This is a genomic window from Enterobacter cloacae complex sp. 6730903, assembly GCF_048283985.1.
Taxonomy (GTDB): domain Bacteria; phylum Pseudomonadota; class Gammaproteobacteria; order Enterobacterales; family Enterobacteriaceae; genus Enterobacter; species Enterobacter hormaechei_C.
This window is the reverse complement of the sequence record NZ_JBLVXX010000008.1, coordinates 47,872-71,069: the sequence shown is the minus strand read 5'-3', so window position 1 is coordinate 71,069 and position 23,198 is coordinate 47,872. Positions and strand designations below refer to the sequence as shown.

At 55.3% G+C, this 23,198-nt stretch carries 21 protein-coding genes and 1 pseudogene; 13 read left to right on the top strand and 9 right to left on the bottom strand.

Translation table 11 applies throughout. The features are described from left to right. Nucleotides 1–87: 87 nt before the first annotated feature. The 5 genes from dacA to lipA all read left to right on the top strand — a co-directional run bounded on the left by dacA (nucleotide 88) and on the right by lipA (nucleotide 4,824). Nucleotides 88–1,299, top strand: a complete 1,212-nt coding sequence (gene dacA, locus ACNQ0W_RS06125) for a D-alanyl-D-alanine carboxypeptidase DacA (protein WP_003858714.1) — start codon at nucleotides 88–90, stop codon at nucleotides 1,297–1,299. Nucleotides 1,300–1,406: 107 nt separating this feature from the next. Further along, nucleotides 1,407–1,670, top strand: a complete 264-nt coding sequence (gene ybeD / locus ACNQ0W_RS06120; protein ID WP_003858718.1) for a DUF493 family protein YbeD — start codon at nucleotides 1,407–1,409, stop codon at nucleotides 1,668–1,670. A 94-nt stretch (nucleotides 1,671–1,764) separates the two neighbouring features. Beyond that, nucleotides 1,765–2,406, top strand: coding sequence for a lipoyl(octanoyl) transferase LipB (gene lipB / locus ACNQ0W_RS06115; RefSeq protein ID WP_017382471.1), 642 nt, complete (start codon nucleotides 1,765–1,767; stop codon nucleotides 2,404–2,406). Between the two features lie 291 nt (nucleotides 2,407–2,697). Continuing rightward, nucleotides 2,698–3,651, top strand: coding sequence for a YbeF family transcriptional regulator (locus ACNQ0W_RS06110; RefSeq protein ID WP_062932203.1), 954 nt, complete (start codon nucleotides 2,698–2,700; stop codon nucleotides 3,649–3,651). A 207-nt stretch (nucleotides 3,652–3,858) separates the two neighbouring features. Continuing rightward, nucleotides 3,859–4,824 carry a lipoyl synthase gene (gene lipA, locus ACNQ0W_RS06105; RefSeq protein WP_006809637.1) on the top strand — a complete coding sequence of 322 codons (966 nt, stop codon included), beginning with the start codon at nucleotides 3,859–3,861 and terminating at the stop codon, nucleotides 4,822–4,824. A gap of 79 nt (nucleotides 4,825–4,903) precedes the next feature. On the opposite strand, the gene tatE is transcribed toward lipA, so the two are convergent. After that, nucleotides 4,904–5,107 (bottom strand): twin-arginine translocase subunit TatE, encoded by a 204-nt coding sequence (gene tatE, locus ACNQ0W_RS06100; RefSeq protein ID WP_003858723.1) that lies wholly within the window; start codon nucleotides 5,105–5,107, stop codon nucleotides 4,904–4,906. Between the two features lie 125 nt (nucleotides 5,108–5,232). Continuing rightward, nucleotides 5,233–6,021 (bottom strand): deaminated glutathione amidase, encoded by a 789-nt coding sequence (locus ACNQ0W_RS06095; RefSeq protein WP_062932204.1) that lies wholly within the window; start codon nucleotides 6,019–6,021, stop codon nucleotides 5,233–5,235. 67 nt (nucleotides 6,022–6,088) lie between these two features. Between ACNQ0W_RS06095 and crcB the strand changes: the two genes are divergently transcribed. After that, nucleotides 6,089–6,472: a fluoride efflux transporter CrcB gene (gene crcB, locus ACNQ0W_RS06090; RefSeq protein WP_116329819.1), complete on the top strand. Its 384-nt coding sequence runs from the start codon at nucleotides 6,089–6,091 to the stop codon at nucleotides 6,470–6,472. Between the two features lie 219 nt (nucleotides 6,473–6,691). On the opposite strand, the gene cspE is transcribed toward crcB, so the two are convergent. From cspE to ACNQ0W_RS06055, 7 genes and pseudogenes are all read right to left on the bottom strand, one after another. Beyond that, nucleotides 6,692–6,901 carry a transcription antiterminator/RNA stability regulator CspE gene (gene cspE, locus ACNQ0W_RS06085; protein WP_002439184.1) on the bottom strand — a complete coding sequence of 70 codons (210 nt, stop codon included), beginning with the start codon at nucleotides 6,899–6,901 and terminating at the stop codon, nucleotides 6,692–6,694. A gap of 190 nt (nucleotides 6,902–7,091) precedes the next feature. After that, nucleotides 7,092–7,667 (bottom strand): lipid IV(A) palmitoyltransferase PagP, encoded by a 576-nt coding sequence (gene pagP, locus ACNQ0W_RS06080; protein ID WP_062932205.1) that lies wholly within the window; start codon nucleotides 7,665–7,667, stop codon nucleotides 7,092–7,094. Nucleotides 7,668–7,828: 161 nt separating this feature from the next. Beyond that, the gene (locus tag ACNQ0W_RS06075) at nucleotides 7,829–10,945 is read right to left on the bottom strand and encodes an efflux RND transporter permease subunit (protein WP_062932206.1); all 3,117 of its coding nucleotides are present in this window, start codon (nucleotides 10,943–10,945) and stop codon (nucleotides 7,829–7,831) included. Next, complete coding sequence (locus ACNQ0W_RS06070) at nucleotides 10,942–12,141, bottom strand: efflux RND transporter periplasmic adaptor subunit (RefSeq protein ID WP_062932207.1); 1,200 nt, start codon at nucleotides 12,139–12,141, stop codon at nucleotides 10,942–10,944. Before ACNQ0W_RS06070 ends, ACNQ0W_RS06075 begins: the two co-directional genes overlap by 4 nt. After that, nucleotides 12,138–13,394 (bottom strand): annotated as a pseudogene (locus ACNQ0W_RS06065) (TolC family protein). The gene ACNQ0W_RS06070 and the pseudogene ACNQ0W_RS06065 overlap by 4 nt, the downstream one beginning before the upstream one ends. Before the next feature lie 11 nt (nucleotides 13,395–13,405). Next, nucleotides 13,406–13,699: a copper-binding protein gene (locus ACNQ0W_RS06060; protein ID WP_062932209.1), complete on the bottom strand. Its 294-nt coding sequence runs from the start codon at nucleotides 13,697–13,699 to the stop codon at nucleotides 13,406–13,408. A gap of 53 nt (nucleotides 13,700–13,752) precedes the next feature. Continuing rightward, complete coding sequence (locus ACNQ0W_RS06055) at nucleotides 13,753–14,154, bottom strand: hypothetical protein (protein WP_032620077.1); 402 nt, start codon at nucleotides 14,152–14,154, stop codon at nucleotides 13,753–13,755. 339 nt (nucleotides 14,155–14,493) lie between these two features. Between ACNQ0W_RS06055 and dcuC the strand changes: the two genes are divergently transcribed. The 7 genes from dcuC to ptsP all read left to right on the top strand — a co-directional run bounded on the left by dcuC (nucleotide 14,494) and on the right by ptsP (nucleotide 23,195). After that, complete coding sequence (gene dcuC / locus ACNQ0W_RS06050; RefSeq protein WP_017382481.1) at nucleotides 14,494–15,861, top strand: anaerobic C4-dicarboxylate transporter DcuC; 1,368 nt, start codon at nucleotides 14,494–14,496, stop codon at nucleotides 15,859–15,861. Between the two features lie 94 nt (nucleotides 15,862–15,955). Continuing rightward, entirely contained in the window at nucleotides 15,956–16,765 is an 810-nt protein-coding gene (gene rna / locus ACNQ0W_RS06045) for a ribonuclease I (protein ID WP_003858741.1), read from the top strand. 173 nt (nucleotides 16,766–16,938) lie between these two features. Beyond that, nucleotides 16,939–17,262 (top strand): PTS fructose transporter subunit IIB, encoded by a 324-nt coding sequence (locus ACNQ0W_RS06040; protein ID WP_017382483.1) that lies wholly within the window; start codon nucleotides 16,939–16,941, stop codon nucleotides 17,260–17,262. A 27-nt stretch (nucleotides 17,263–17,289) separates the two neighbouring features. Then, nucleotides 17,290–18,540 carry a PTS fructose transporter subunit IIC gene (locus tag ACNQ0W_RS06035; RefSeq protein WP_017382484.1) on the top strand — a complete coding sequence of 417 codons (1,251 nt, stop codon included), beginning with the start codon at nucleotides 17,290–17,292 and terminating at the stop codon, nucleotides 18,538–18,540. A gap of 11 nt (nucleotides 18,541–18,551) precedes the next feature. Beyond that, on the top strand, nucleotides 18,552–19,664 hold the full coding sequence (gene ypdF / locus ACNQ0W_RS06030; protein WP_062932210.1) for an aminopeptidase: 1,113 nt from the start codon (nucleotides 18,552–18,554) through the stop codon (nucleotides 19,662–19,664). Continuing rightward, nucleotides 19,637–20,677 (top strand): aminopeptidase, encoded by a 1,041-nt coding sequence (gene ypdE / locus ACNQ0W_RS06025; protein ID WP_062932211.1) that lies wholly within the window; start codon nucleotides 19,637–19,639, stop codon nucleotides 20,675–20,677. The genes ypdF and ypdE overlap by 28 nt, the downstream gene beginning before the upstream one ends. A 22-nt stretch (nucleotides 20,678–20,699) precedes the next feature. After that, nucleotides 20,700–23,195 (top strand): phosphoenolpyruvate--protein phosphotransferase, encoded by a 2,496-nt coding sequence (ptsP, locus tag ACNQ0W_RS06020; RefSeq protein ID WP_062932212.1) that lies wholly within the window; start codon nucleotides 20,700–20,702, stop codon nucleotides 23,193–23,195. Nucleotides 23,196–23,198 lie beyond the last annotated feature (3 nt).

Sequence of the window (23,198 nt, the reverse complement as noted above, 5' to 3'; positions counted from 1 at the left end):
ATGATGAAAGTCGGATGCCTGCCCGTATAGCATTTGCTATAGTAAGGCACTTTTTTTAATTCCATCACGGATGTCGTAGTTCTGACCATGAAGACCACTTTTTCTGCTCGTTTTGTGCAGCGCATGGCGCTGACCACGGCCCTTTGCGCTGCTGCGTTCTCCGCAGCTCACGCGGACGACCTGAACATCAAGACCATGATCCCTGGCGTTCCGCAGATCGACGCGGAATCCTACATCCTGATTGATTACAACTCCGGCAAAGTTCTGGCAGAACAGAACGCCGATGCCCGCCGCGATCCGGCCAGCCTGACCAAAATGATGACCAGCTATGTTATCGGCCAGGCCATGAAAGCAGGCAAATTCAAAGAAACCGACCTGGTGACCATCGGTAACGATGCGTGGGCAACCGGCAACCCGGTGTTCAAAGGTTCATCGCTGATGTTCCTGAAGCCAGGCATGCAGGTTCCGGTCTCTCAGCTTATCCGTGGCATCAACTTGCAGTCCGGTAACGACGCCTGCGTGGCCATGGCCGATTTTGCAGCGGGCAGCCAGGACGCGTTTGTGGGCCTGATGAACAGCTACGTCTCCGCGCTGGGTCTGAAAAACAGCCACTTCCAGACCGTACATGGCCTGGACGCCGAGGGTCAGTACAGCTCCGCGCGTGACATGGCGCTGATCGGTCAGGCGCTGATCCGCGATGTGCCAAACGAGTACTCTATCTACAAAGAGAAAGAGTTCACCTTCAACGGCATTCGTCAGACCAACCGTAACGGCCTGCTGTGGGACAACAGCCTGAACGTCGACGGTATCAAAACCGGCCACACCGACAAAGCCGGCTATAACCTGGTGGCCTCCGCCACTGAAGGCCAGATGCGTCTGATCTCTGCCGTGATGGGGGGACGTACGTTTAAAGGTCGCGAAACGGAAAGCAAAAAACTGCTGACCTGGGGCTTCCGCTTCTTCGAAACCGTGAACCCGCTGAAAGCCGGTAAAGAATTTGCCTCTGAACCTGTCTGGTTTGGCGATAACGACCGCGCTTCCCTGGGCGTGGACAAAGATCTCTATCTGACGATCCCACGCGGTCGTATGAAAGATCTGAAAGCCAGCTACGTGCTGAATACCACCGAGCTGCACGCCCCGCTGCAAAAGAATCAGGTCGTGGGTACTATCAACTTCCAGCTGGATGGCAAAACCATCGATCAGCGCCCGCTGGTGGTGCTGGAGGAAATTCCTGAAGGCAATTTCTTCGGCAAAATCATTGATTACATTAAGCTGATGTTCCATCACTGGTTTGGTTAAAAATTGAACACTTGAAAGTGTGATTTTGATCCCCATATACTACGTATCAGTAAAACTCCCGCCCCGTGGCGGGAGTTATTATTTTTTATACACACGCCGGAGCTGACATGAAAACCAAACTTAACGAACTGCTTGAATTCCCTACCCCTTTTACTTACAAAGTAATGGGTCTGGCGAAACCTGAGCTGGTTGATCAGGTGGTTGAAGTGGTACAGCGCCATGCGCCGGGCGACTACTCTCCATCAGTCAAACCGAGCAGCAAAGGTAACTACCACTCGGTCTCAATCACCATCACTGCGACACACATTGAGCAGGTTGAGACGCTGTACGAAGAGCTCGGCAATATCGAAATTGTTCGTATGGTGCTGTAGTCCCTCAGCGGTTACCCGGTTTGCCGGGTAACCCACTTCCCCGCTGTGATATACTCCCCGTTACCTATTCTCCCTTGTCTTCGGAGACGTCCTTTTGTACCAGGATAAAATTCTTGTCCGCCATCTTGGGCTACAGCCTTACGAGCCAGTCTCTCAGGCTATGCATGACTTTACCGATATGCGCGATGACACCACCCCTGATGAAATCTGGCTGGTTGAACACCTGCCGGTGTTTACTCAAGGCCAGGCAGGAAAAGCCGAACATTTATTGATGACGGGTGATATCCCGGTGATCCAGAGCGATCGCGGTGGACAGGTAACCTACCACGGCCCGGGCCAGCAGGTCATGTATGTCCTGCTTAACCTGAAACGCAGAAAGCTGGGCGTGCGTGAGCTCGTGACCTTACTGGAACAGACCGTGGTGAACACGCTCGCTGAGTACGGTATCGATGCTCACCCTCGCGCCGATGCCCCGGGCGTCTACGTGGGAGAGATGAAGATCTGTTCGCTGGGGCTGCGTATCCGTAAAGGCTGCTCGTTCCACGGGCTGGCGCTGAATATCAATATGGATCTGACCCCTTTCCAGCGCATCAACCCATGCGGGTATGCCGGTATGGAAATGACGCAAATGCGCCAGTGGGTAGATACCGCCACGCCTGAGAATATCCGCCCCGTGCTTCTGAAGAAGTTTTTAGCACTGCTTAACAATCCTGACTACGAATATATTGCTGCTTAACACACTTCCGGCAGTGGCTCGGTTATTTGACCAGCCACTGCTTAATTGCCGCATTTACGCTTTACAATAAACCGCATATTCTATATTTTCGAGTCGCCCATATATTAGCGTCCCATATTAATTATAACCTTAATAGTACCATCACTGGGTATCGTGTAACGTGCGTGATAATCACCCAACTGCTTGTTTTCGATAAACAAGGGAAACTTACGAAACACTTTACGAATCTCTGCAAGCATAATAAATAAATTCAACTATCATTCATATTGTGAATGGATACGGAGTAAGAGCGTGGAGCCTACTAATTTACCAGCCAAACGCCTGAATGAAACCAGCGGCGAAGATAAGCCGCAAATTTTCCGGACTTTACGTAATATTGATCTCAATTTATTGACTATTTTTGAGGCGGTATATGTCCACAAAGGGATCGTTAATGCTGCGAAAATTCTTAATCTCACGCCCTCTGCAATTAGCCAGTCAATTCAAAAATTGCGCGCGATATTTCCCGATCCCTTATTTATTCGTAAAGGCCAGGGCGTAACCCCCACCGCGTACGCCACCCATCTGCATGAGTACATCAGCCAGGGTCTGGAATCGATACTGGGCGCGCTGGATCTCACCGGCAGTTACGATAAGCAACGAACCATCACCATAGGCACCTCTCCCTCTGTGGGCGTTCTGGTCATGCCCGCTATTTACCAGGCTGTTAAACAGCATGTGCCACAGCTGCTGATCCGCAACGTGCCCGTTAACGATCCGGAAACTCAGCTGGCACAATTCCAGACGGACCTGATCATCGACAGCAATAGCTTCGCAGCCAGGGCATTAGGGCATAACGTTCTCTATACCGACTCTCTGGCGCTCGTGTGTCGTCAGAATCATCCTGCATTGGGCGCACCTTTAACGCCTGAAAATTTACGTCATTACGAACATGCAACCTTTATGTCCGAGGGACAGGGTCCGGATCCGCTGCGCCAGCGTATTGACGAACTGTTCCCGGACCGTCTGATCAGCTTCAGCAGTTACAATATGTTTACCCTCGCGGCCCTGATTGGCAGCAGCGATTTGCTCTGTATTATGCCTGTGCGTCTCTTCACTCTGCTTCAAAAGTGCTGGCCGCTGGAGAGTATTCCATTGAGTCAACTTACGACGGAATCTGTTGAAATCTCACTGCATTACAACAAGCTAAGCCTGCGCGATCCGGTGCTGGAAAACGTCATTAACGTGATCCGCCAGGCGTTCTGATCCCGCCTTTCAGCACAAGCCCCTGCCGCATGCGGGGCAAAAGGCACAAATCAACAACTATTTTACAAATTGGCGACCTGGCAGGCTGCTTTATCGCCCCTTTAAATGATATACTGCCTGTCGTTCGTTCAAAAATAGTTGATAATTACAACATTCCCTTGAATTGAAACGCTTTCCTTCGATATTCGCAACTGGAACACGCACGCTATGAGTAAACCCATTGTGATGGAACGCGGTGTTAAATACCGCGATGCCGATAAAATGGCCCTTATCCCGGTTAAAAACGTGGCTACAGAGCGCGAGGCGCTGTTAAGAAAACCGGAATGGATGAAAATCAAACTTCCGGCCGACTCTTCGCGTATCCAGGGGATCAAAGCGGCGATGCGCAAAAATGGCCTTCACTCTGTCTGTGAAGAGGCCTCCTGCCCTAACCTTGCTGAATGTTTCAATCACGGTACCGCGACATTTATGATTCTGGGTGCCATCTGCACCCGCCGCTGTCCGTTCTGTGACGTTGCCCATGGCCGTCCTGTTGCGCCTGACGCTAACGAACCGCAAAAACTGGCGCAGACGATTGCCGATATGGCGCTGCGTTATGTTGTTATCACCTCCGTTGACCGTGACGATCTGCGCGATGGCGGTGCTCAGCATTTCGCTGACTGTATTACCGCCATCCGCGAAAAAAGCCCGAACATTAAGATTGAGACGCTGGTGCCGGACTTCCGTGGCCGTATGGATCGCGCGCTCGATATCCTGACCGCGACGCCACCAGACGTGTTCAACCACAACCTGGAGAACGTACCGCGTATCTACCGTCAGGTACGTCCCGGTGCAGACTACAACTGGTCGCTGAAGCTGCTGGAGCGCTTTAAAGAAGCCCATCCGCATATTCCAACCAAGTCTGGCCTGATGGTCGGCCTGGGTGAAACCAACGCTGAGATCATTGAAGTGATGCGCGATCTGCGCCGCCACGGCGTCACCATGCTGACGCTGGGCCAGTACCTCCAGCCAAGCCGTCACCACCTGCCTGTACAGCGTTACGTGAGCCCGGATGAGTTCGATGAAATGAAAGCCGAAGCGATGGCGATGGGCTTTACCCATGCCGCGTGCGGTCCGTTTGTTCGCTCCTCTTATCACGCCGATATGCAGGCGAAGGGCGAAGAAGTGAAATAAAGCTGTAAAATTTATTTACAGTAAAACAAAAAACCGGCCTTCTGAGCCGGTTTTTTATGCAAGCCTTGCAGCATTGCCATTACTCTTTGTGTGAAAGCTTCTGTGCAGTGATGTCATCTTCGGCACTTTTCTTCGCTGCCGCGTCGTCATCGTTCATTGCTTTCTTAAAGCCCTTAATGGCAGCACCCAGGTCTCCACCCAGCGTGCGTAACTTCTTGGTACCGAACAGCAGGACGACCAGTGCGGCAACCACCAGCAGTTTGGTAATACTAATCTCACCCATAAATACCTTCTTTACATGAAACAGGCTGCATTCCGCCAAAAAACCTGAACGTATTAACGGTCATTTGGCGCGTGCACACAATAGCAATCTGTAACAAGGTGAATCAAGCATTGTTGAAAAAAACATCACATTAATTGCGGTGGCGCAAACCTGCGATTGCGCAGAACAGGTAATTGCTGCCGCGCAAGCGCTATTCGGGCTGAAATTATCTCCGTCAGCAATAACGCAGGCGTCTCCGCTGCCGCAACAACCGTCACCCCCAGCGGATCGACAACCCTGCTCTGCCCGATATTTTTGTTACCACATTCACCCGCGGCTACCACGTAACAGGTGGTATCCAGCGCGCGTGCTGCCAGCAGCGTCGCCCAGTGATGCTCCTTAAGCGGTCCTTTGACCCAGGCGGCAGGCAGAACCAGCACCTCGGCCCCCTGCAATGCCAGGTTCAGCGCCAGCTCGGGAAAACGAATGTCGTAGCAGGTCATCAGGCCAACCTTAAATCCCTCCACCTCAATCAGCGGCGGAATTACACTCCCCGGATCGACCAGGCGCGACTCCTGAACGCTGAACGCATCATACAGATGAAGTTTGGCGTAGCTCGCGATAATGGCGCCTTCACGTATCGCCACCAGCGTGTTCACCGCGCGCCCCGACGTGGACGGAACATGGACCGTCAATATGGTGGTGAGCGTGTTGTCAACGCTTTCGGCCAGCAGTCGTTTCAGAAACGCCCCTTCCAGCGTTTGTGCAGACTTTACCGACAGATCCGGATCGGTATCATCACGGGCCAGTAACGCCTCGGGAAGTACCAGCAACGACGCCCCCTTTTGCTTCGCCTGATGCATCAGGGAGACGCATTTTTCCGCGTTTTCATTCCAGTCCGGCGTTACCGCGAACTGCCCTACTGCAACATACATAATTGTCTCCCGGTCAAAAACAGCGTTACACTCGACGCACTTACACAGCAAATAGCAGGTATTGACAGTGTTACAACTACTTATAGCCGTTTTTATTGGTGGAGGCACGGGTAGCGTTGCGCGGTGGCTCTTAAGCATGCGGTTTAACCCCCTGCATCAGGCCATTCCGATGGGAACACTGGCGGCAAACCTGATTGGGGCGTTTATTATTGGGATGGGGCTGGCCTGGTTTAATCGTATGACCAACATCGACCCTATGTGGAAGGTTCTGATTACAACTGGTTTCTGCGGCGGCTTAACAACGTTTTCTACCTTCTCTGCGGAGGTGGTATTTCTGTTTCAGGAAGACCGGATGGGCTGGGCGCTGACCAACATTGCCGTTAACATGCTTGGCTCGTTTGCGATGACTGCGATCGCATTCTGGTTATTTTCCTCCGCCAGCGGACATTAAGCGCGGCAACCTTAATGTTGGCTTAATTTTTCTCTGTCACTCTTGGCTCAATATTGAACGAGGGTGATAGCATGAAAGAAAATCTCTTAGGCGCAGGTATGGTATTGCTAAGCGTCGCGATCGTCGCCAGCTTCCTGAAGATCTATCTTATTGGTTGATTCAGAACGAAAAAAACCCGCTCATTGAGCGGGTTTTGAAATTCTTGCTGACGCGTCTGAATTACAGAGCGATTACGTTAGCAGCAGAAGGGCCTTTGGCACCGTTAGTGATTTCGAACTCTACGCGCTGACCTTCAGCCAGAGTTTTGAAACCATTAGACTGGATTGCAGAGAAGTGTACGAACACGTCTTTGCTGCCATCTTCAGGAGTAATGAAACCGAATCCTTTGGACTCATTAAACCACTTAACGTTACCTTTAATCTTAGACATCAAAATTACCTTTACATTAAAAAACGACACAAATGCTGTGTCGGGTATCAGTACAACAATTGTGAGGCGTTTTGTCCAGCGGATCTTTGATAAAAAGTGACAAAAGTCGCGTTAATTTTCGCTGTCCGATTTTTATTCTTTACATTTCAATGCCTGTGCGTTTTTTGGCCGATTTAGCAGAAAAATTCAGTTAAAACTGAAACCGCATCCAGGCAAAGTAAACGTTACCGTTGTTATACGTACCCGGTATGTAGGTCATCTGAAACGTCGCCGGCCCGTAACCGATGGAGGCAAGCGGCAGCAGTACCGGAACAGGAATGTATTTCCAGTTATCACGCGCCGTAAACCCTGCCGTATAGCCCAGCCCCAGACGGAAGTTGTCGTCCGATAACGGACGCCAGGTTTTTTCCCAGCCGTAGCCGCCAATAGGCTCCCATTTATTGTAGGAGTCCTTAAACGCCATCAGGTACAGGCCATGCCAGTTACCTTTTTCATCCCAGCGAGACTGACCGAAGCCGGCCCCCCACGGACGCTCGTTATAACGGTCAGTTTTTTCTTTATCGTAGGCAAAACGTGCATGCCACGTAATGGCCGGAATGTAGAGATCGTAATGCTCAGGTTCATTCCATGTTTGCGCGACGTTATCCGTGAAGGTGGTGAACCAGCCTTTATCCGCTGTATTGCTGTCTGCATTAACAGCAGACGCAAATGATAACTGCCCAATAATAAACAATAAAATCAGGGAAAATTTAATTCGTACATTCACAGTGCCATTACCATATTTAGTATTCGGTGCAGACTTTAACACAGAATACTTGAATGAACGCTTAACAGCATGGGTGTTATTCCTAATTACCCTCCCGTTTCTGGGAATAATCTGAGGAAACATAAACTGCATGCCTGAATAAGCACATGCAGTTGACATATTTAACGTTGATGTAACAATTTATAAAGTGCGGGAATAACTAACATCGATAATAACGGTGCCGTTACCATGCCACCAATCATCGGCGCGGCAATACGTTGCATCACCTCTGAGCCACTCCCACTGCCCCACATGATGGGCAGCAGTCCTGCCATAATAGTGGCGACCGTCATCACCTTCGGACGCACGCGCAGCACGGCTCCTTCGTGGATCGCCCGAATCAGCACCGTATTTCCCCCTTCTGGCTCCAGCCTGTGATATTTATCAAGCGCATGATTCAAATAAAGAACCATAATTACGCCGAATTCTGCCGCCACCCCGGAAAGGGCGATAAAGCCAACGGCCCCCGCCACTGACAAATTATATTCAAGCAGCCACAGTAACCACACGCCCCCAATAAGCGCGAAAGGCAATGTCCCCATTATTATCAGGACATTTGATATCCGCCTGAAGGTTAACCATAAAAGGACGAATATAATCATCAGCGTGACAGGTAAAACTATTTTGAGCATCGCGGTCGCCCGTTCCAGATATTCAAACTGCCCGGACCAGGAGAGAGACACGCCCTGCGGCAATACCACCTTCTCCTCCACCCGTTTTTGCATTTCATCCACGGCGGATTTCAGATCGCGCCCGCGCAAGTCCACGTAGATCCAGCTGGAAAGGCGCGCGTTTTCACTTTTGAGCATCGGTGGGCCTTCCGTCACGACGATATCGGCCAATTCCCCCAGCGCCACCTGGCTACCGCTGGCGGTCACTACCGGCAACACCCGCAACGTGTCGACGTTATCACGCAAATCGCGGGGATAACGCAGGTTGATGGGATACCGCTCGCGTCCCTGGATCACCTCGCCAATGTTATCGCCCCCGACCAGCGTGGAGACCAGGCTTTGCAGTTCATCGACGGAAACGCCGTAGCGCGCGGCTTTTTGCCGGTCGATACGAATATCCACGTAGCGTCCGCCTTCCAGACGCTCCGCCAGCGCAGAGGAGACGCCAGGAACGTCCTTCACCACCTGCTCAATCTGCCGGGCCACACGCTCAATGTCGGCAATATTATTGCCGTTCACCTTAATGCCGACCGGGCTTTTGATCCCGGTTGCCAGCATGTCCAGGCGGTTACGGACAGGCGGCACCCACACATTGGCAATGCCCGGCAGCGACACGGTTTTATCGAGCTCCTCCACCAGCTTTTGCGGCGTCATTCCTGGCCGCCACTGCTCGCGGGGCTTAAAGTGGATGGTTGTTTCCAGCATGGTTAATGGCGCGGGATCGGTTGCCGACTCTGCCCGACCGGCTTTGCCAAACACGCTCGCCACCTCCGGGACGCTTTTGATCAAGCGATCCGTCTGCTGAAGCAGCCGCGATGCCTCGCGAGCAGAGATCCCCGGCAGCGTGGAGGGCATATAGAGCAAATCCCCTTCATCCAGCGGCGGCATAAATTCGCTGCCCAGGCGGCTCAGCGGCCACAGTGTGGCGATCAGCAGCAGACATGCCAGCGCCAGGGTCGTTTTCGGGAAGGTCAGCACCTTGTCCAGCAGTGGCTCATACAGGCGGATCAGGAGGCGGTTGATCGGGTTTGCCTTCTCATCCGGGATTTTCCCGCGAATGAAAAAGCCCATTAGCACCGGCACCAGGGTGATCCCAAGCCCGGCGGCCACGGCCATCGACCAGGTTTTGGTGAACGCCAGCGGCGAGAACATTCGTCCCTCCTGCGCTTCCAGCGAAAAAACCGGTATAAATGACAGCGTGATGATTAACAGGCTGCAAAACAGCGCTGGTCCCACTTCAACCGCCGCCTTTTCCGCCAGACGCCAGTACTCTCCCGGCGCGGGCTCCTTGCCCGGATTATCATGCCGCCACTGCTCCAGCACCTTGTGCATATTTTCAATCATCACAATTGCCGCATCCACCATCGCCCCGATGGCAATGGCGATCCCGCCGAGCGACATCATATTCGCGTTAATGCCCTGATAGTGCATCACCACAAATGCCCCGAGGATCCCCAGCGGCAGCGAGACCATCGCCACCAGCGCGGAGCGCAGGTGGAACAGGAACAGCGCGCACACCAGTACCACCACGGCAAACTCTTCGAGCAGCTTGTGCGTCAGCGTTTTGACCGAGTCCTCAATCAGCGTGGAGCGATCGTAGACCGGAATAATCTCGACGCCCTGCGGCAGCGTTTTTTGCAGCTCGCTCAGTTTCGCTTTTACCGCACGAAGCGTTTCCAGCGCATTCTGCCCGTAGCGCATCACGATCACGCCGCCAGCGACCTCCCCTTCACCGTTAAGCTCCGCCACGCCCCGGCGGATCTCCGGGCCAATGCCAAGGGTGGCGACATCTTTCAGCAGGACAGGCACGCCATTGCGGGTGGCGATCACCACATTGCGAAAATCCTCCAGCGAGCGCAAATAGCCCGTTGTCCGCACCATATACTCCGCTTCGCCCATCTCCAGCAGGGCGCCGCCGCTCTCTTTATTGGCGGCCTGCACCGCGCCGGATAGCTGGCTGTGGGTAATATTCAGCGCGCGCATCTTCGCCGGGTCCGCCACGATCTGATACTGACGCACCATTCCGCCAATACTTGCCACTTCAGATACATTCGGTACTGTCTTGAGCTCGAACTTAAGCGTCCAGTCCTGAAGGGCCCGCAGATCTGCCAGACTGTGTTTTCCACTACGGTCGATCAGCGCATATTCGTAGATCCAGCCCACGCCCGTCGCATCCGGCCCCAGCGACACCTTCACGCCCGGCGGAAACTGCGCCTGTACCTGGCTTAAATATTCCAGTACCCGGGATCGCGCCCAGTAGAGATCGGTGCCATCCTCAAACAGCACATACACATAAGCGTCACCAAACATTGAAAAACCACGCACGGTTTTGGCGCCCGGCACAGACAACATGGAGGTTGTCAGCGGCCAGGTCACCTGATCTTCAATCACCTGCGGCGCTTTTCCGGGGTAACTCGCTTTGATAATGACCTGCACATCAGACAGATCGGGCAACGCGTCCAGCGGCGCGCGCTGCACCGCCCACCAGCCCCAGCCTGCCATCATCAGCGCGGCCAGGATCACCAGCAGGCGGTTACTCAACGAGGCGCGAATCACAGCGGCAATCATGGCGTCACCTCCGGCATCACGCTACGCAGGCTGGCTTCGGAATCAATGAGGAATTGCCCGGACGTCACCACCTTATCGCCCTCTTTGACCCCGGACAGGATCGCCGTCCAGCCCTGCGCCGTCAGGCCGGTTTTTACCGTCACAGGCCGGAAATAACCGTTCCCGGTGGCCAGCAGCAGACGCGCAGACTCTCCGCTGTTAATTACCGCCTCTTCCGGCACCGCCAGCACCGGCGGGCCTTTCAGCTCTTCCGCACGCCTGACGGAGAGGTACATGCCTGGCTTCAGCTTATGTGCGGTATTTTCCAGCACGATACGGGCTTTCAGGGTTCGCGTGGTCGCCTCCATCTGCGGCAGCAACTCGCTGACCGTGCCGTGGAATTGCTCCCCCGGCCAGCTTTCTGACGTTGCGACCACGTTGCTGCCCACTGCCAGAGACTGCGCCTGCGTTTGCGGGTAATCGACCACCAGCCAGACCGGATCGAGGCTGGCGATCTCAAACAGCGGCGCCGTTGCGGTGATTTGCGCCCCTTCCCGCACATCCAGCTTCACCACATAGCCCGCCCGGTCAGCGCGCAGGGTGAGCGTGGTCTGCGGCTTACCGCTACGCTCCAGCAAACGAATGACCTCTTCCGGCATAAACTGCAACGCCAGCCGCTCGCGTGCGGCGCGGGTCAATGCGGCATCGCCAAGCTGACGAACCGCGAGATACTCCTGCTGGGCGGTGGTCCATTGCGGGATCCACAGTTGCGCCAGCGCCTCCCCGGCTTTCACCTGCTGCTGCGGCGCATTAACAAACAATTTTGACACCACGCCATTGGCCGGGGCTGACACCACCGAGACGTTACGTTCATCCGTTGCAACCGTGGCAAAGGCCGAGAACGGCGAAACCAGCTGGCGCATCTCAACGTTGGCGGTTTTCATCCCCAGGTTTTGCTGCTGTTGAGTGCTGATGGCCACGCCTGACGCCGCCTGTGCTTCATCGGCGTAGCGCGGGACCAGATCCATATCCATAAAGGGGGATTTACCCGGCTTATCGAAGCGCTGACCGGGCACCATAGGGTCGTACCAGTAAAGCACCTTACGTTCAGAGGGTTGTGCAGCCGCAGCCGGCTGATGCGTCTGCTTCTTTCCGACAAAATAGCCGCCAGCGGCAGCTATCGCGATGGCAATCGCCATTAACATTGTTTTTTTCATTGCGCCAGCTCCTGCGGGATCAGCCAGTTCACGGCAGCCCAGGTTCGCGCCATTTCGCGCTCCGCCTGGTTCACCGCCAGTTCCGTATCCAGTACGCCACGACGCGCCTCCAGCAGGGCCGGAAGCGCCGACTGTCCAGAGCGATATTGCGCCGTCAGCACCGCCAGCCGTTGACGTTGCAACGGCAGTACCTCGTCCCGCTGACGCTGCCACACCGTTTGCGCAGCCTGATACTGCGCCACCAGCGTTTGCACCTGGGCAATGTGTTCGCGTTTGAGCAGCGTCAGTTGATCCACCGCCTGCATTGAGCGGGAAACATCGGCTGCGTAATCCTTGTCCTGGCGTTTTGACTGGAACAGAGGCAGATCCACGCTGAACATCACGCCAGCCATATCGTCATAACCTTCGGCGCGGTGGGCGTAATAGACCTCTACATCCACATCGGGTATCGCCGCCACGGCAGATTGCGCCGAACGCGCTTTCGCGGTCTCGGCTTCACGTCGTGCGGCTTCCACTTCCGGGTGCCTGACGATCCCCTCCTGCAACGTTTATTCATCGGCAGGAAGACGCTGATAGCGCGGCAGCGGACCGCTAACCTCCGTAATCGCGTGCCCCGTAAGCTCCAGCAGACGGCTTTGCGCCAGCTGCACATCCCGCTGCGCCAGCGTCTCTTTGTCACGCATGGCGCTGAGGATCATTTGCAGGGCCAGTACGCTGTCCGGCGTTGCGCTTCCCGCCCCGACGCTCGCCTTCTGCACGCCGCGCTGGCGTTCCGTTTCGCGTACCAGCGTTCTGGCCGTATTCAGCGCCTGCTGGGCCAGCGCCAGATCCAGCCAGGCCTGGGCGGTATCACGCTGAAGCGCGGCGCGGACGGCTTCGGATTTAGCCAGCACGCTTCGCGCCTGCGCCTGAAAGGTCTGCGCTTTACGTTCCCGCTTCTCTGAGCTGACGTAGCTTTGCATGATGCCAACCTTCTGCATGGTCATCCCTTCGCGCGTCAGCCGCCGATCGTTGCTGCCCTGTACCGGCACGTTTTCGATGCCGAATTTCAGTTTTGGGTCAGGTAATTGCGTGGCGGAATCCGCCATCGCATCCAGCGCCTGCGCTTCGTTACGGCTGGCGGAGAGTTCTGCCGAGTAGCGCTGGGCTTCGGTCAGGGTGTGTTCGAGCGTCCACGGCTCCGCCTGCGCGACGGAGGTTAACAGGCCGAACAACACCCCACCGAGCCACAGGCTCAGTGTGTGTTGTTTCATGGTGACCTCGCTTAGCGTGCTGGCGTCAGCGAGATAATCTGGAAACCGTCACCCGCACGCTCAAGCGTGAAGGTCACTTCATCCCCCGGTTTGGCGCCGTTCAGCGTGGCGCCCGAAGATAAAGTAAACGGCATGGTCATTGCTGGCCATTTTAGTTCCGGTATGGCCTCGTGCCGGAGCATGACGGCGCTGTCAGAGATCGACTGAACCACGCCGTGGCCCTGCCAGGTCTGGTTTGCCTGAACGGTATAAGAAGCGAAAGAGACGGACGCGCCAACCAGCGCGGAAAGGAATACGGTACGCATGATAAAACTCCTGTTAAACGTTAAGTAAATAAAATCAACGAATTAACAGGTTTTTACTCCCGAAACCGGCAATAGCGGATCGTTGCCGGCGGCCCCACAGCAGGAGGGGTAACGGACCACGCAGAGTGGCTCGCAGAGGAGCACTCTGGCGTCGTTAAGGTCAGGGTCATGGCGGCAGGCAGCGCCACCAGATGCGGCTGGGCAGGATCTTTTTGTACCTGATCCGGCACACAATGTTTTTCACACAGCGGTGAAGCACCGGCAGCATAATGCGGCCCCGGTTGCGCCATCATCTCCATATGCTGGATGGTGGCCACCTCGCCGCGCAAATCCATTGAACATTGATGGGAGGCGACGGCCACCTGACTCTGGATCAACAGCCAGCCAAACGCCAGCAAAAACATCAGCAGATGTTTTTTGATAAAGCGCAGGCGATATGTCCAGCTGGCGTGCATATTCAGATCGTCGGACAGGAGAAAGTGAACCGAGTATAAGCAGGCAAAAGAATGAAAGAGAAGTGGTTTTAAAGAGATTTACGTTTTAAATCGATTGTCGGCAAGTAATACTCAAAACCTTAACACTTCACCATCAATTTAATGACATATAATATCTATTCATCAGGTCAATAACGTCTTAATATAAATGACGCAGGGTTAGCAAAAATATCGTCATCAGTGCCTTTAGTAGTCTCTTTCTTGATTTTAATCAGCAAGGACTGGACATTTATTCGGCACATTTCAGCTTCTTTTTTATTGATTATTTGTCTCTCGGGCAGCAAGGATACAGGGGAAATCATGCTTACTTTTCTCGAACTCCTCATTGGAGTCGTGGTCATTGTCGGTGTAGCACGCTACATCATTAAAGGTTACTCAGCCACCGGCGTGCTATTTGTCGGCGGCCTGACGCTGCTGATCATTAGCGCGCTAATGGGTCATCAGGTTTTACCCGCCAGCGAAGCCAGCACCGGATATACCGCTACCGATATTGTGGAATATATAAAAATTCTGCTGATGAGCCGCGGCGGCGATCTGGGCATGATGATCATGATGCTCTGCGGATTTGCTGCCTATATGACCCATATCGGCGCGAATGATATGGTGGTAAAGCTGGCTTCTAAGCCGCTGCAATATATTAATTCCCCCTATCTGCTGATGGTCGCGGCCTATTTCCTGGCCTGTCTGATGTCATTAGCCGTTTCCTCAGCAACGGGCCTTGGCGTGCTGTTAATGGCAACGTTGTTCCCGGTAATGGTTAACGTCGGGATCAGCCGTGGCGCAGCGGCGGCTATTTGCGCCTCTCCGGCGGCGATTATTCTCTCCCCTACTTCCGGTGACGTAGTGCTGGCCGCAAAAGCCGCGGAAATGTCGTTGATTGACTTCGCCTTCAAAACCACACTACCGATCTCCATCACCGCTATTCTCGGCATGGGCGTGGCGCATTTCTTCTGGCAGCGCTATCTCGATAAGAAAGAGAACGTCAGCCACGAAATGATGGACGTCAGCGAAATCACCACTACCGCCCCGGCGTTTTATTCCATCCTGCCCTTCACGCCGATTATTGGCGTGCTTATTTTCGACGGCAAATGGGGCCCGCAGCTGCACATCATCACTATCCTGGTGATCTGTATGCTGCTGGCGGCCATCCTGGAATTCGTTCGTGGTTTTAACACCCAGAAAGTGTTCACGGGTCTGGAAGTTGCCTTCCGCGGTATGGCGGATGCCTTCGCGGGCGTGGTGATGCTGCTGGTTGCCGCGGGGGTGTTTGCCCAGGGGCTGAGCACCATCGGCTTTATTCAGAGCCTGATCTCTATCGCCACCTCGTTCGGCTCGGCCAGTATTATCCTGATGCTGGTGCTGGTGGTGCTGACCATGCTGGCGGCGATGACCACCGGCTCCGGTAACGCGCCGTTCTACGCCTTTGTTGAGATGATCCCGAAGCTGGCGCACTCCTCCGGCATCAACCCGGCTTACCTGTCCATTCCGATGCTTCAGGCTTCCAACCTGGGTCGTACCATTTCTCCGGTATCGGGCGTGGTGGTTGCGGTTGCGGGGATGGCGAAAATCTCTCCGTTTGAAGTGGTAAAACGCACGTCAGTGCCGGTGCTGGTTGGCCTGATTATCGTTATTATCGCCACCGAAGTGCTGGTTCCCGGCGCTGCCTAAGCGAAATTCCTGATTTCCAAAAAGCGCCTGCGGGCGCTTTTTGTGCTTTAATAACCCCCAGAAATTAATCGCGCCCAACCAATCAGGAAAGCAAATGTTCAGGAAGGATATCGTTATCCCGTCTGGCGCAGTAGCGCTTGCACTCTGTGTCTTCTCAATTCAGGCAGATCCGCTTAAGCCAACCCAGTACGGCGATTTCGATCGCTACGTTCTGGCCCTTTCCTGGCAAACCGGATTTTGCCAGAGCATGGTCGAACGTAACCGTGACGAACCGGAAGAGTGCCGCCTGCAAAAAGAGAGCAGCAACAAAACCGATTTTCTGACCGTCCACGGCTTATGGCCCGCGCTGCCGAAATCTATTGCCGCTCGCGGAGTGGATGAACGCCGCTGGATGCGCTTCGGCTGTGCCACTCGTCCGGTTCCAAATATGCCGGAAGCAAAAGCCAGCCGCAAATGTGACGCCGCAGAGACCGGACTATCGCTAACCGGCGCGGCGAAGCTGAACAGCGTGATGCCCGGCGCGGGCGGCAACTCCTGCCTTGAACGTTATGAATACGCGAAACACGGCGTCTGCTTTGGTTTTGATCCCGACGCTTACTTCGGCACCATGGTGCGCATGAACCAGGAAGTGAAGCACAGCGCGGCAGGAAAATTTCTGGCGGAAAATTATGGCAAAACCGTCCGCCGCAGCGACTTCGATGCAGCCGTGGCCAAAAGCTGGGGGAAACAGAGCGTAAAAGCGTTCAAGCTTACCTGCCACGGCAATCCGGCTTATCTGACCGAGATGCAGATCTCGCTGAACGCCAGCACCATCAACAACCCGCTCTCTGCCGGCTCCTTTGCGCCACAGCCGCATCCGGGCAACTGCGGCAAACAGTTTGTCATTGATAAAGCCGGTTACTGATGCTGCGCCGGGCACCTTTTTGCCCGGTTTTTCATTGATTTCCGTGATATGACGATTAACCTCACACTTCCGCTCACACGCATCATTTTTCCAGCTAAAGCATTATTAATCCGGTAAACATCACTGAAACCTCCCCGCCATAATCATGGCGTTATCTACAGGAGGAATTTCACATGGCTAAAAAACTGATTGCACTGTGCGCCTGCCCGATGGGCCTGGCACATACCTTCATGGCAGCCCAGGCGCTGGAAGACGCGGCGACGGAAGCCGGTTATGAGGTAAAAATTGAAACCCAGGGCGCGGACGGGATCCAGAATCGCCTGACCCCGCAGGATATTGCCGACGCTGACATTATTATCCACGCCATCGCGATCACCCCGGAAGACAATGAGCGCTTCGAAACGCGCGACGTGTATGAGATTACGCTTCAGGACGCCATTAAAAACGCGGCAGGCACCCTGAAAGAGATCGAAGAGATGATTGCAGCAGAACAATAATAATCCTCACACCCAGGGGTTTTCGTCATGGCTATTAAAAAACGCAGCGCGGTTCGCCCGGACAGTCACGAGGGTGACACACTTGCCATCAAATCCGCACCGGTTGCCGCCGGTGCGTCTTTCTGGAAAGAGCTTCCACAGCACATTATGTCGGGGATATCCCGCATGGTGCCAACGCTTATCATGGGCGGGGTTATCCTCGCCATTTCACAGCTCATCGCCTACGTCTGGCTGGAGATCCCGCCTGACACCGGTATTCTCGACGCGCTTAACTCTGGCAAATTCACCGGTTTCAATCTCTCGGTATTGAAATTTGGCTATCTGACCGAATCGTTCGGCGGGCTGCTGTTCAGCTTCGCCATCCCGATGTTTGCCGCCTTTGTCGCCAACTCTATCGGCGGAAAGCTGGCCTTCCCGGCCGGGTTTATCGGTGGCCTTGTCGCCACGCAGCCGACGCTGGTGCTGAACTTTGATGCGGAAAAACTGACCTGGCTTGCCACCAAACCCGTGCCCTCCACGTTTATTGGCGCGCTGATTATCGCCATAGCCGCAGGCTATCTGGTCAAATGGCTGAATAGCCGTATTAACGTACCGCAGTATCTGCTGGCCTTTAAAAGCACCTTTCTGATCCCAATCCTCTCGGCGCTGTTTGTGATGCTGGCGATGTATTACATCATCACGCCGATTGGCGGCTGGCTGAATGCAGGTATGCGGACCGTACTGCTGGCGGCGGGTCAGGCGGGCTCCATGATGTATGCCATCGGGATGGCGGCGGCCACGGCGATTGATCTTGGCGGCCCCATTAACAAAGCGGCGGGATTTGTTGGCCTGGGGCTGACAACCGATCATGTCCTGCCCATCACCTCCCGCGCCGTGGCGATTGTTATTCCGCCCATTGGTCTGGGGCTGGCCACACTGATTGACCATCGTCTGACCGGCAAACGCCTGTTCAGTCCGCAGCTTTATCCGCAAGGCAAAACGGCCATGTTCCTCGCCTTTATGGGCATCAGTGAAGGGGCCATCCCGTTCCTGCTGGAAAATCCGCTTGCGACGCTGCCAGCGTATATGGCGGGTGCGATCGCGGGTGCGATGACCGCCACCGCGCTCGGTGCCGTGCAGTGGTTCCCTGAATCGGCGATCTGGGCGTGGCCGCTGGTCACCAATCTGGGGGCGTACATGCTCAGTATTGTGGTCGGGGCGGCGATCACCGCGCTGTTGGTTGTGATTATTCGTAACAGTCTGCACAAGCGCGGAAAACTTGCTATCGACACGCTGTAACGGGGTGAACCATGGAACTACTGAGAAGGCTTCGTGCCTGGCTGGCTGCGGAAAAACTGGACGGCGTGCTCATCGCTTCGCGCCAGAATAAACAGCCGCACCTGGGCATTTCAACCGGTTCGGGCTATGTGATGGTGACACGAACCGCGGCACATATCCTGGTGGATTTCCGTTACTACAGCGATATCGCTTCACGAGCGGCGGGCTATGAGATGCACCTGCTTAACACGGAGAACCCGTTTGCGCAGGCGGTGAATCAGATTATTGCGAAGGAAGATCTCACCCGTCTTGGCTTTGAGGGTGAATACGTGAGCTGGCAAACAGGCGTGCTGTGGCACGATACGCTGAATACCACGCTTTGCAGCACCTCGCTCGACGCGCTGCGGCAGATAAAAACCGCTGACGAAATCGACCGTATCCGTGCAGCATGCGGCATTGCAGACCGCGCCGCACAGCACATCCGGCGTTTCATTCAGCCCGGTATGCGCGAGCGTGAAGTCGCTGCCGAGCTGGAGTGGTTTATGAAGCAGGAGGGTGCGGACAAGCCCTCTTTCGACACCATTGTCGCCAGCGGGCCGCGCGGTGCGCTGCCCCACGGCAAAGCCTCTGACAAAGTGATAATGCCTGGCGAGATGATCACCCTTGATTTCGGCGCCCAACACCAGGGGTATTGCTCGGATATGACAAGGACCTTTCTTGTCGCCGGGCAAAACACGCCGCCGGAGGAGCACCCTCTCTATGCGGTGTACCAGATCGTTCTGGCGGCACAACAGGCGGCCATTGATGCCATCCGCCCCGGCGTTTCCTGTCATCAGATCGATAGCGCCGCACGTTCCGTGATTGAACGTGCAGGTTACGGCCCGCAGTTCGGGCATAACACCGGCCATGCCATAGGTATTGATGTCCATGAAAATCCACGTTTTTCCCCCACCGACCGCACCCTGTTACAGCCCGGCATGGTGCTGACCGTTGAGCCGGGGATCTATCTTGAACACCTGGGCGGGGTACGAATTGAAGATGTGGTGCTGGTGACGGAAACGGGCGCCGAGGTGCTTTATACCTTCCACAAACAGCTATTGCTGACGGGAGAACAAGAGTGGACAGAGATTTACTGCGCGCCCTGAGCGAAGCAGACGCCATTGCGGCCTCAGAGCAAGAGGTGCGCGACATCCTGCTTAGTGAGGCGCAAAAATACCATAAAGAGGTTCAGTTTGATGGGCTGGGTTCCGTGCTTATCCGCGTCAACCAGAGCCAGGGCCCGAAAGTAATGGTCTGCGCCCATATGGATGAAGTTGGTTTTATGGTGCGTAGCGTCTCGCGCGAAGGGGCCATTGATGTCCTGCCCATCGGCAACGTGCGCATGATGGCCCGTACCCTTCAGCCGGTACGCATCACCACGCGTAACGGGGAAAAAATACCGGGACTGCTGGATGGGGATTTGAAAGGAGAAAACGTTGACAATTTGCGTGTCGACATTGGCGCGACGTCGGCGGAGGAGGTGTTCGCCGCTGGTATCGACGCAGGCGACCGCGTGACGTTCGATACGCCCTTTCAGACCCTTCCCCATAATCGGGTGATGGGTAAAGCCTTCGACGATCGTCTCGGCTGTTACCTGCTGATCGCGCTGCTGCGCGAGCTGCACCAGACGCCGCTCGACTGCGAGCTTTGGCTGGTGGCCAGCTCAAGTGAAGAGGTCGGCCTGCGCGGCGGCCAGACCGCCACGCGCGCCATTCATCCTGATATCGCGCTGGTGCTGGATACCGCCTGCTGGTCAAAAAATTTCGATTATGGCAGCGCCAACCATCGCCAGATCGGTGCGGGCCCGATGCTGGTGCTGTACGACAAAACGCTCATCGCCCCAGCCAAACTGATTGCGCTGGCTGAGACGATCGCGCGCTCGCAAGGGATCCCGCTGCAAAAAGACATGTTCAGCAACGGCGGAACGGACGGCGGGGCGATCCATCTCTCCGGCACTGGCGTGCCGACTCTTGTGCTTGGTCCCCCGACCCGACACGGACACTGCGCGGCATCCATTGCCGACGAAAAAGACATTCATCACACCCAACAACTGCTTGTCGCGCTTGTGGCATGCATGAACCGTGAGACCGTGGATCATCTGACGGACTTCAGATGCTGATCTCACGCGGCCAGGAGGAAGTATGCTTTCAATTGAATTTTTCTGCCCACTGCCCAACGGCCTGCATGCGCGTCCGGCCTGGGCGTTAAAAGAGCAGTGCAGCGCATGGCGCAGCGACATCCGTTTTATCAACAGACGGCTTAACACTCACGCGGATGCCAAAAGCTCGCTGGCGCTGATCAGTACCGGTACGCTGTTTAATGACAGCTGCGTGCTGGAAATTAACGGCAGCGACGAGGAGCAGGCCCGACGCGTGCTGGAGGCGTATCTCACCGGCGCGTTTATCGACAGCGACAGTATTCCCTCCGGCGACGCGCCGCACGTTGCGCATCCCCTGCCCCGTTCGCTTGTAAGGCTTGCTCCCCACCTTCAGCACGGCATTACGCTCGCCAGTGGCATCGGGGCTGGCACTCTGCGAGGCTGGCAGAGCGATAACCTCAAACGTTATTGTCAGATCCCCGCCTCGCCGGAAGATATTACCCGCCTGGAACACAGCCTGGCGACACTGGCTGAACAGCTCAACCACCGTCTGCGCGGGCTGGACGGCGAGAGTAAAACCATTCTCAGCGCGCATCTTTCGCTGATCCAGGATGAGGAGTTTGGCGGCACCATACGCCGACTGATCGCCGAGGAACGGCTAAGCCTTGCGGAGGCGATCATTCGTAATATGGAGCTGATCTGCGACAAGCTGTCGCTCTCCGCCAGCGACTACCTGCGTGAACGCGTCAGCGATATTCGCGACATCAGCGAGCAGCTTCTTAACATTACCTGGCCGGAGTTACAGCAAACCTCCGCATTCACCCTCAGCGCTCCCACTATTCTGGTGGCGGAAGATCTGACGCCCAGCCAGTTCCTCAGCCTCGACACGCAGTATCTGAAAGGAATGGTGCTTGAAAAAACAGGCCGGACGTCGCATACGCTGATCCTGGCACGCGCGGCCTCCGTGCCTGTGCTGAGTGGTTTAACGGTCGCCTCGCTGGCGCCGTTGATGGGAAAAGAGGTCATTCTGGACGGCATCTGTAGCGTGCTGGTCGTTGAACCCAACGACGCGGTGAATGATTACTATAGCGTGGCGCAGCGCCTTGCCGACCGACGCCACCAGCAGCAGATCAAAGATGCGGGTCTTCCAGCGCTCACCCGCGACAACGTACCGGTAGAGATTGCCGCCAACATCGGCAGCGCGCTGGAAGCGCCCGGGGCGTTTACCTGCGGCGCGCAGGGTATCGGGCTGTTTCGCACTGAAATGCTGTATATGGACAGAGACACCGCGCCGGACGAGCAGGAGCAATTCGAAGCCTATCAGCAGGTGCTGCTCTCCGCGCAGGGCAAGCCGGTCATCTTTCGCACAATGGACATCGGCGGCGATAAGCAGCTCTCTTACCTGAACATTCCCCAGGAAGAAAACCCGTTCCTCGGCTATCGTGCCGTTCGTATTTATCCCGAATTTGCCGATCTCTTCCGCACCCAACTGCGCGCGATCTTACGCGCAGGCGCCAGCGGCAATGCGCTGTTGATGATCCCGATGGTGCACAGTCTCGATCAGATTTTATGGATCAAACAGGAGCTGCAAAACGTTCGTGACGCCCTGGCCTCACAGGGGTTACGTCACACCGCACACCTGCCGCTGGGGATCATGGTTGAAGTGCCTTCAGTCTGCTTTATCATCGATCACTTCTGCGAAGAGGTGGATTTCTTCAGTATCGGCTCGAACGATATGACTCAGTATCTCTACGCTGTCGATCGCAACAACCCGCGCGTTTCGGCGCTGTATAACCCCATCACACCGTCTTTTTTACGCATGGTTCGCCAGATTGTCACCGCAGCGCATCGTCACGGGAAATGGGTCGGCATTTGCGGGGAACTTGGCGGAGAGCAGCGCTACTTCCCTCTTCTGCTTGGGCTGGGTATAGATGAGTTCAGCATGAGCGGGCCGCGCATCCCTGCGGTAAAAACCCAGCTGCGTCAGCTGGACATGGCGGCCTGCCGGGCGCTGGCAGATAAGGCCTGCGACAGCCGCAGCGCAGAGGAAATTGAAGCCCTGCTGGCGGATTTCACACCGGAAGCGCCGCCGCGTCCATTGCTGGCGCTGGAGACTATCGTGGTCAATGAGCCGCTGACCTCAAAAGAGCAGGTGCTTCAGTTCTTATGCGGAAATCTTGCGATTCATGGCAGGACCGAAAACCCGCTGGAGCTTGAAGAAGATCTCTGGCAGCGCGAAGAGATTGTCACCACCGCCGTCGGGTTTGGCGTAGCGATCCCTCATACCAAATCGCAATGGATACGCCACTCCAGCATCAGCATTGCCCGTCTGGACAAGGCGATTGACTGGGAGTCGGATTTGGGCGACGTCGAGATGGTGATCATGCTGACGCTCGGCGCTCAGGAAGGGATTAATCACGTGAAGGTCTTTTCCCAGCTGGCGCGGAAGCTGGTCAATAAAACGTTTCGCGAGTCGCTGTTTGCAGCAACGACGCCGCAAAGTATCCTGGATCTGTTGAACGCTGAAATCACGTTCTGACTG

What these genes read in the sequence shown, in the direction of transcription:
- dacA (WP_003858714.1), top strand. Translation starts at nt 88, where the DNA reads ATGAAGACCACTTTTTCTGCTCGTTTTGTGCAGCGCATGGCGCTGACC.
- lipA (WP_006809637.1), top strand. Translation starts at nt 3,859, where the DNA reads ATGAGTAAACCCATTGTGATGGAACGCGGTGTTAAATACCGCGATGCC.
- ACNQ0W_RS06075 (WP_062932206.1), bottom strand. Translation starts at nt 10,945, where the DNA reads ATGATTGCCGCTGTGATTCGCGCCTCGTTGAGTAACCGCCTGCTGGTG.
- ybeD (WP_003858718.1), top strand. Translation starts at nt 1,407, where the DNA reads ATGAAAACCAAACTTAACGAACTGCTTGAATTCCCTACCCCTTTTACT.
- rna (WP_003858741.1), top strand. Translation starts at nt 15,956, where the DNA reads ATGTTCAGGAAGGATATCGTTATCCCGTCTGGCGCAGTAGCGCTTGCA.
- ACNQ0W_RS06040 (WP_017382483.1), top strand. Translation starts at nt 16,939, where the DNA reads ATGGCTAAAAAACTGATTGCACTGTGCGCCTGCCCGATGGGCCTGGCA.
- tatE (WP_003858723.1), bottom strand. Translation starts at nt 5,107, where the DNA reads ATGGGTGAGATTAGTATTACCAAACTGCTGGTGGTTGCCGCACTGGTC.
- ACNQ0W_RS06035 (WP_017382484.1), top strand. Translation starts at nt 17,290, where the DNA reads ATGGCTATTAAAAAACGCAGCGCGGTTCGCCCGGACAGTCACGAGGGT.
- ACNQ0W_RS06095 (WP_062932204.1), bottom strand. Translation starts at nt 6,021, where the DNA reads ATGTATGTTGCAGTAGGGCAGTTCGCGGTAACGCCGGACTGGAATGAA.
- ptsP (WP_062932212.1), top strand. Translation starts at nt 20,700, where the DNA reads ATGCTTTCAATTGAATTTTTCTGCCCACTGCCCAACGGCCTGCATGCG.
- ypdF (WP_062932210.1), top strand. Translation starts at nt 18,552, where the DNA reads ATGGAACTACTGAGAAGGCTTCGTGCCTGGCTGGCTGCGGAAAAACTG.
- ACNQ0W_RS06060 (WP_062932209.1), bottom strand. Translation starts at nt 13,699, where the DNA reads ATGCGTACCGTATTCCTTTCCGCGCTGGTTGGCGCGTCCGTCTCTTTC.
- ACNQ0W_RS06055 (WP_032620077.1), bottom strand. Translation starts at nt 14,154, where the DNA reads ATGCACGCCAGCTGGACATATCGCCTGCGCTTTATCAAAAAACATCTG.
- cspE (WP_002439184.1), bottom strand. Translation starts at nt 6,901, where the DNA reads ATGTCTAAGATTAAAGGTAACGTTAAGTGGTTTAATGAGTCCAAAGGA.
- ACNQ0W_RS06070 (WP_062932207.1), bottom strand. Translation starts at nt 12,141, where the DNA reads ATGAAAAAAACAATGTTAATGGCGATTGCCATCGCGATAGCTGCCGCT.
- dcuC (WP_017382481.1), top strand. Translation starts at nt 14,494, where the DNA reads ATGCTTACTTTTCTCGAACTCCTCATTGGAGTCGTGGTCATTGTCGGT.